This is a genomic window from Mycobacterium helveticum (genome assembly GCF_007714205.1).
Classification (GTDB): domain Bacteria; phylum Actinomycetota; class Actinomycetes; order Mycobacteriales; family Mycobacteriaceae; genus Mycobacterium; species Mycobacterium helveticum.
Map to the genome: position 1 here is coordinate 1 of NZ_VMQU01000186.1, position 6974 is coordinate 6974.

Genomic DNA, 6974 nt, shown 5'->3' on the forward strand with positions numbered 1-6974 from the left:
ACCGGCGGCACTGGCGGGGCCGGCGGTCCCGGCGGCACCGCCGCCAATGGCGGGGCCGGCGGCAGCGGTAACAGCAGCGGCGGCCAAGGCGGTCAAGGCGGCGCCGGCGGCGGCGGCGGGCCGGGCGGCACCGGCGCCTTCTTCTTCGGTTCGGGCGGCACCGGCGGCAGCGGCGGCGGCGGCAGTGCCGGCGGCATAGGCGGCGCCGGCAGCGGTAACGGCGCCGGGGGCGCCGGCGGCGCCGCCGGTGGCGGCGGTAGCGGTGGTGCCGGCGGCGCTGGTGGCGCCCTGTTCGGTGGCGGCGGTACCGGCGGCAGCGGTGGCAGCGCCGGTACTGGCGGAAACGGCGGCACCGGAGGCGCCACCGGCAGCGGGGGTGCCGGCGGCGACGGTGCCGTGGGCGGCAGCGGTGGCACCGGCTCCGGTGGCGGTGGCAGCGGCGGAAACGGTGGCGGCGGTGGAACCGGCGGCGCCGGCGCCGCCGGTGCACACCCCGGGAGCGGCGGCACCAGCGGCGGCACCGGCAAGCCTCCCAGTGGTACCACCGGCGGCTCCGGTGGTGCTGCCGGCAGCGGCGGCTCGGGCGGCATCGGCTGATCGCGGCAGGCCGACACGGGGCGACGGCCCGGGCATCGGCGCGCCGATCGGTCTGGAACAGGGGCGGCGTTTGCGCACATCGGTGTGAGCACCTCCGCGACGGCCGATTTCGTGTGACTCGTAGGCTGAACTCCGATGAAGGCACCGATCGGGATATCACCGCTGGCCTGGCTGGATGAGGTGGAGCAACAGCGCCGAGAGGCCGGGCTGCGTCGCTCGCTGCGCCCGCGGCCCGCGGTTGTCACCGAGCTGGACCTGGCGTCCAACGACTACCTCGGCCTTTCCCAGCATCCCGATGTCATCGAGGGCGGTGTCGCCGCCCTGCGCATGTGGGGCGCCGGGGCCACCGGTTCGCGCCTGGTCACCGGGGACACCGACCTGCATCAGCGGTTCGAGGCCGCGCTCGCCGCATACGCCGGCGCGCCCTCGGCGCTGCTGTTCTCCTCCGGCTACACGGCCAACCTGGGCGCCGTGGTCGGCCTGTCCGGGCCGGGATCGCTGCTGGTGTCCGACGCCTACTCGCACGCGTCGCTGGTGGACGCCTGCCGGCTGTCGCGGGCCCGGGTCGTGGTGGCGCCGCACCGCGATGTCGGCGCCGTCGACGCGGCCCTGGCGGCGCGCGCCGAGGAACGCGCCGTGGTGATCACCGACTCGGTGTTCAGCGCCGACGGCGCGCTGGCCCCCCTGCGCGAGCTGCACGAGGTGTGCCGCCGGCACCGCGCGCTGCTGATCGTCGACGAGGCCCACGGTCTCGGCGTGCGCGGCGGCGGGCGCGGGCTGCTGTACGAACTCGGGCTCGCCGGTGCGCCCGACGTGGTGCTGACCACGACGTTGTCCAAGGCGCTGGGCAGCCAGGGCGGTGCGGTGCTGGGGCCGGCTGCCGTGCGCGCCCACCTGATCGACGCGGCGCGGCCGTTCATCTTCGACACCGGTCTGGCCCCGGCGGCCGTCGGCGCCGCGCTGGCCGCGCTCGAGGTGCTGCGCGCCGAGCCCTGGCGGCCCGAGGCGGTGCTGCGGCACGCCCGCGAACTGGCCCGGATCTGCGGAGTCCCCGAGGTTCCGCACTCGGCGGTGGTGTCGGTGATCCTGGGCGACCCCGAAGTGGCGCTGGCCGCCGCGGCGGCCTGCCTGGACGCCGGGGTGAGGGTGGGCTGCTTCCGGCCCCCGACGGTTCCCGCCGGGACGTCACGGCTGCGGCTGACCGCACGCGCGTCGCTGGACGCGGCCGAGCTCGACATCGCGCGCCGGGTGTTGGCGGACGTCGTCGCGGTGTCGCGCCGTTGACCGTCCTGTTCGTCACCGGCACCGGCACCGGGGTCGGTAAGACCGTCGTCACCGCGGCGCTGGCCTGTCACGCCCGCCAGGCCGGCATCGACGTGGCGGTCTGCAAACCGGTCCAGACCGGCGTCGACGCCGGCGACGACGACCTCGCCGAGGTGGCGCGGCTGTCCGGGGTGACCGAGCTGGCCGGGTGCGCGCGATATCCGCAGCCGTTGGCGCCGGTCGCCGCGGCCGAGGGCGCCGGGATGGCACTGCCCACCCGTGAGCAACTGCTGAAGGTGATCGACGGCCTGGACCGTCCCGGCCGGCTGACGCTGGTCGAGGGCGCGGGGGGACTCTTGGTGGAGCTCGCCGCGGCGGGCGTCACGTTGCGCGACCTCGCCGTCGACGTGGGTGCCGCGGCGCTGATCGCGGTCGGCGCGGAGCTGGGCACCCTCAACCACACCGCCCTGACGTTGGAAGCCCTTGCCGCCAAAGGAGTTTCGTGCGCCGGCCTGGTGATCGGCAGCTGGCCGGCCAAGCCCGGGCCCGCCGAGACCTCGAACCGCGCCGCGCTGGCCCGGCTGGCCGCCGTGCGGGCCGAGCTGCCCGCCGGAGCGGGCCGGCTGGGGGCAGCGGAATTCGCGGACATGAGTGCGGCGGCGTTCGACCGCCACTGGGTGGGCGCGCTGGCCGGCTGATGGTCCATTCGATCGAGCTGGTCTTCGACCCCGACACCGAGGCGGCGATCCGCCGCGTCTGGGGCGACCTGGCCGGCGCCGGGATCCCCAGCCAGGCACCCGCCAGCCGCCCGCACGTCACGCTGGCCGTCGCCGAGCGCATCGACGCCGACGTCGACGAGCTGCTGCGGCCGGTGAGCGCGCGGTTGCCGCTGCCGGCCGTTGTCGGCGCGCCGGTGCTCTTCGGCCGGGCCGACGTCGTGTTCGCCCGGCTGATCGTGCCGACCGGTGAGCTGCTCGACCTGCACGCCGAGGTGCACCGGCTCTGCGCCGCGCACCTGCGGCCCGAGCCGATGGGCAACAGCCGGCCCGGGCAGTGGACCGCGCACGTCACGCTGGCCCGCCGGGTCGGCGGCGCGCAGCTGGGGCGGGCGCTGCGGATCGCGGGCCGGCCGGCGCGCATCGACGCCACCTTTGCGGGCCTGCGCCGCTGGGACGGCGACAAGCGCGCCGAACACCCGATCGGCTGACCGCGGTTTGGTCGGTGCGGGCCGCTAACCTAACGTGAACGCGAACTTGATCCACGGCGTAAAGGAGTACCGGGTGACTCAGGCGGCGGCTCGGCCAGGCACCGACGGCCACTACACCGACGATCCGGCCGACATTCTGGCGGTGGCCCGCCGGCAGGTCCTGGAACGCGGTGAGGGGCTGAGCCGGGACCAGGTGCTCACGGTGCTGCGGCTGCCCGACGACCGGCTCGACGAACTGCTGGCGCTGGCGCACGAGGTGCGGATGCGCTGGTGCGGCCCCGACGTCGAGGTGGAGGGCATCATCAGCCTGAAAACCGGCGGCTGCCCCGAGGACTGCCACTTCTGCGCCCAGTCGGGCCTGTTCGCCTCGCCCGTGCGCAGCGCGCGGCTCGACATCCCCAGCCTGGTCGAGGCGGCCAAGCAGACCGCCAAGTCGGGTGCCACCGAGTTCTGCATCGTGGCCGCGGTCCGCGGACCCGACGAACGCCTGATGGCCCAGGTCGCCGCGGGCGTCGAGGCGATCCGCGACGAGGTCGAGATCAACATCGCCTGCTCGCTGGGGATGCTGACCGCCGAGCAGGTCGAGCAGCTCGCGGCGATGGGGGTGCACCGCTACAACCACAACCTCGAGACGGCGCGCTCGTTCTTCGCCAACGTCGTCACCACCCACACCTGGGAAGAGCGCTGGCAGACGTTGTCGATGGTGCGCGACGCCGGCATGGAGGTGTGCTGCGGCGGCATCCTCGGCATGGGAGAGACCCTCGAGCAGCGCGCCGAATTCGCCGCCGACCTGGCCGAGCTGGGTCCCGACGAGGTGCCGCTGAACTTCCTCAACCCCCGGCCCGGCACCCCGTTCGGGGACCTGCAGGTGCTGCCGGCCGCCGAGGCGCTGAAGTCGGTGGCCGCCTTCCGGCTGGCCCTGCCGCGCACCATCCTGCGCTTCGCCGGCGGCCGCGAGATCACCCTGGGCGACCTGGGCGCCAAGCAGGGCATCCTGGGCGGCATCAACGCCGTGATCGTCGGGAACTACCTGACCACCCTCGGCCGGCCCGCCGAGGCCGACCTGGAATTGCTCGGCGATCTGCAGATGCCGATCAAGGCGCTGAACGCCAGCCTGTAGGAACCGGCAATTGTGGTCGAGGGTCTGGGCGCGCCGGTCAGCGGCGGCGTCTACAACGTCTACACCGGGGAGTTAGGGGGCACCGAGGTGCCGACCGCGGCCCAGCTGGGCCTCGAGCCGCCACGGTTCTGCGCCGAGTGCGGACGCCGCATGGTGGTGCAGGTCCGCCCCGACGGCTGGCGGGCGCACTGCTCGCGGCACGGTCAGGTGGACTCCTCCGACCTCGAGGCGCAGCGGTGAACGGGCGGGCGCGCGCGTTGGCCGCCGCCGCGCTGGGGCTGACGGCGGCCGGGGCGCTGCTCGGTGCGCTGTGGGCGTGGATCGCCGCGCCCATCCACGCGGTGGTGGCGAAAACCCGGGCCGGTGAACGCGTCCACGACTATCTGGGCACCGAATCCGAGCACTTCTTCGACGACCCGTGCCTGCTGCTGGGCCTGGTGACCGCGTTCGCGGTCGTCGCTTCGGTGCTGGCGTGGCAGTGGCGACGTCACCGCGGGCCGGGGATGGTCGTCGCGCTGTGTGTCGGCATGGTGACCGCCGCGGCCGCGGCGTCGGCCGCGGGCGCCGTGCTGGTCAGGCTGCGCTACGGCGAGCTGGATTTCGACGCCGTGGCGCTGTCGGGCAGCCCGGCGGTGGCCTACGTCGTCGAGGCGCCGCCGGTGTACTTCTCCCACGGGCGGCTGCAGGTGGCGGCGACGCTGTTGTGGCCCGCCGCCATCGCCACGCTGGTCTACGCGCTGATGGCGGCCGCGGCCGCCCGCGACGACCTGGGGGCCCCGCCGGTGGGCCACCGGCCCGCGGATGCGCTGCCGGCGGGCGCGGGAGGCTCCACGGAAGCCGCCGTGTCATAACGGGCGGCGGTGAATTTTCCTGCCGAAGACGACCTTGGCCGCGATCCGGGCCAGTCGCGCCATGCCGACATAGGTCATCGGGTTGAACAACGTCGGCCATGTCGTGCGGATGAGGTGCTCGGTCAGCGGCCGGCCGTTGAACCGGTCGGTGAGCCAGCGCAGCGTCATCGGGGCCGACAACGGGTGCAGGAGCATGTGCTCGTTGAACGCGTCCCGGTGGTACGTGACCCGGGCGCCGCCGGCCGAATAGGCGTCGGCGAGCATGTCGATGTCGTTGACGTCGATCAGGTAGTCGTGCACGGCCTGCACGATCAGCACCGGCGGCGCCGGCACCGCGGCGCCCAGCTTGATCTGGTCGAAGACGTAGCTGACCTCGGGGGTCGACAGGATGTCCTCGAGTGGTTCGTCGAGGTAGTCGCCCATGTTCTTGCCCGCCATCGCGACGACGGCTTCCACGGTCGTCATCTTCTCCAGCGACTCCAGCAGGGCGCGGCCCTCCTCGCTGGCGTGCTCCTTGATGATGCGGTCCAGGTCGGGGTAGGTGTGGACGAGCGCGGCCACCACCAGTGCGGGCAGGCCCGACAGGAAGCGGCCGTTGAGCCTGCGGAAGGTGTTGCCCAGATCGCCGACGGGTGAGCCCAGCACCGCCCCGACGATGTCGAGTTCGGGTGCGTAATCGGCGCACATCTCGGCGGCCCACGCGCTGGCCAGCCCGCCGCCGGAGTAGCCCCACAGCCCGATCGGCGCCGCCCGCGACAGTCCGAGCCGTTCCGAACCCAGTGCGGCCCGGATGCCGTCCAGCACGCGGTATCCCGGTTCGTACGGCGCGCCCCACAAGCCCTTGAGGCCCTCGTGGTCGGGCACCGAAACCGCCCACCCCTCGGCGACGGCGGCGGCGATCAGGAACAGTTCGAACTGGCCGATGGACCCGAAGGCCTTCGCCCGGCGCCGCAGCGCATAGGACGGGAAGCAGCGGGACGACACGGCGTCGATCGCGCACTGGTAGGACAGCAGCGGGCAGGCCTGCCCGGGTGCGAGCCCGGCCGGCACGATCACCGTGGTCGCCGTCGCCTCCGGCTCGCCGTGGAGATTCATCGTCCGGTAGAGCAGCTGGACGGCTTTGACGTCCTGCGGCACCAGGCCCAGCAGCGCCAGCTCGACGTCGCGGGAGCGCAGCACCGTGCCCGGCTCGGCGTGCTGGTAGCCCAGCGGCGGCTGGTGGAACGGGTCGTCGGAGGGCAGCAGCGGGCGCACGTTGCGCTGCAGTTCCTCGTGAGGTGGCCGGCCGATCCACTCCGCGCCACGCGCACCCGCCAGATTGCCGAACTCAACCATCGGGGATCCCTTCTTGGTCAACCGGCATTTTCGTCTATGAGGTCGCGTATGAAGTCGCGTCTGAGGTCGCGTATGAACGGGTGGTAACCACAACGTAACCGCCGTGGTATGAGCCGGTTCGCGTGGGGTCGGGCCGCTCGCCGGCGGCGCTGTCAGGGCACATCTGCCGGCTCCTCACCGGCTGCCACCTCGCATAGCCCCGCGGGGCGGGGGTCAAACCTTCACGGCTGGCCGGGTGGGCGGAACGCGGCGAACTCGTCGGTGACCCGGAGCTGGGAGTCGACGAAGTGGTACAGCGCCGCCGGGCGCCCGCCGCTGCGCCCCGACTGCGCGATGGTACCGGTCTGGGTGATGACCCCGCGCCGCACCAGGACCCGCTGCAGGTTCGTCGCGTCGACCGGGTGGCCCAGTGTCGCGCCGTAGATGTCGCGCAGCGTCGACAGCGCGAACTCCTTGGGCGCCAAGGCAAACCCGATGTTCGTGTAGGACATCTTGGCCACCAGCCGGGTGCGGGCGTGGGTCACCATCGGGCCGTGATCGAAGGCCATCGGCGGCAGCGAACTCACCGGATGCCAGCGGGTGTCCGGGGGCAGCTCGGGGG

General features: G+C 73.6%; 9 protein-coding genes. 7 read left to right on the plus strand and 2 right to left on the minus strand.

What is annotated here, in order from left to right:
- The 7 genes from FPZ47_RS28650 to FPZ47_RS25615 form a co-directional block, all read left to right on the plus strand.
- On the plus strand, window positions 1-597 hold a 597-nt coding region (locus tag FPZ47_RS28650; protein ID WP_210420010.1), incomplete at its 5' end, for a hypothetical protein.
- A gap of 135 nt (window positions 598-732) precedes the next feature.
- The gene (locus tag FPZ47_RS25590) at window positions 733-1881 is read left to right on the plus strand and encodes an 8-amino-7-oxononanoate synthase (RefSeq protein ID WP_144956781.1); all 1149 of its coding nucleotides are present in this window, start codon (window positions 733-735) and stop codon (window positions 1879-1881) included.
- The gene (bioD, locus tag FPZ47_RS25595; RefSeq protein WP_144956784.1) at window positions 1878-2558 is read left to right on the plus strand and encodes a dethiobiotin synthase; all 681 of its coding nucleotides are present in this window, start codon (window positions 1878-1880) and stop codon (window positions 2556-2558) included. Before FPZ47_RS25590 ends, bioD begins: the two co-directional genes overlap by 4 nt.
- Window positions 2558-3067 carry a 2'-5' RNA ligase family protein gene (locus tag FPZ47_RS25600; RefSeq protein WP_144956786.1) on the plus strand — a complete coding sequence of 170 codons (510 nt, stop codon included), beginning with the start codon at window positions 2558-2560 and terminating at the stop codon, window positions 3065-3067. The genes bioD and FPZ47_RS25600 overlap by 1 nt, the downstream gene beginning before the upstream one ends.
- A gap of 73 nt (window positions 3068-3140) precedes the next feature.
- Window positions 3141-4187 (plus strand): biotin synthase BioB, encoded by a 1047-nt coding sequence (gene bioB / locus FPZ47_RS25605; protein ID WP_144956789.1) that lies wholly within the window; start codon window positions 3141-3143, stop codon window positions 4185-4187.
- A gap of 12 nt (window positions 4188-4199) precedes the next feature.
- Entirely contained in the window at window positions 4200-4427 is a 228-nt protein-coding gene (gene bsaP, locus FPZ47_RS25610; protein ID WP_144956792.1) for a biotin synthase auxiliary protein BsaP, read from the plus strand.
- The gene (locus FPZ47_RS25615; protein ID WP_210420011.1) at window positions 4424-5038 is read left to right on the plus strand and encodes a DUF2567 domain-containing protein; all 615 of its coding nucleotides are present in this window, start codon (window positions 4424-4426) and stop codon (window positions 5036-5038) included. The genes bsaP and FPZ47_RS25615 overlap by 4 nt, the downstream gene beginning before the upstream one ends.
- Here the strand turns inward: FPZ47_RS25615 and FPZ47_RS25620 are convergent.
- Window positions 5033-6373 (minus strand): lipase family protein, encoded by a 1341-nt coding sequence (locus FPZ47_RS25620; RefSeq protein ID WP_144956798.1) that lies wholly within the window; start codon window positions 6371-6373, stop codon window positions 5033-5035. The genes FPZ47_RS25615 and FPZ47_RS25620 overlap by 6 nt on opposite strands.
- A gap of 221 nt (window positions 6374-6594) precedes the next feature.
- Window positions 6595-6974: NUDIX hydrolase (locus FPZ47_RS25625; RefSeq protein ID WP_428321252.1), on the minus strand; the 380-nt coding region annotated here is incomplete at its 5' end.

Bases quoted from the DNA above. Each gene is read 5' to 3' on its own strand.
- FPZ47_RS25600 (WP_144956786.1), top strand. From the start codon at position 2,558: ATGGTCCATTCGATCGAGCTGGTCTTCGACCCCGACACCGAGGCGGCG.
- FPZ47_RS25590 (WP_144956781.1), top strand. From the start codon at position 733: ATGAAGGCACCGATCGGGATATCACCGCTGGCCTGGCTGGATGAGGTG.
- FPZ47_RS25620 (WP_144956798.1), bottom strand. From the start codon at position 6,373: ATGGTTGAGTTCGGCAATCTGGCGGGTGCGCGTGGCGCGGAGTGGATC.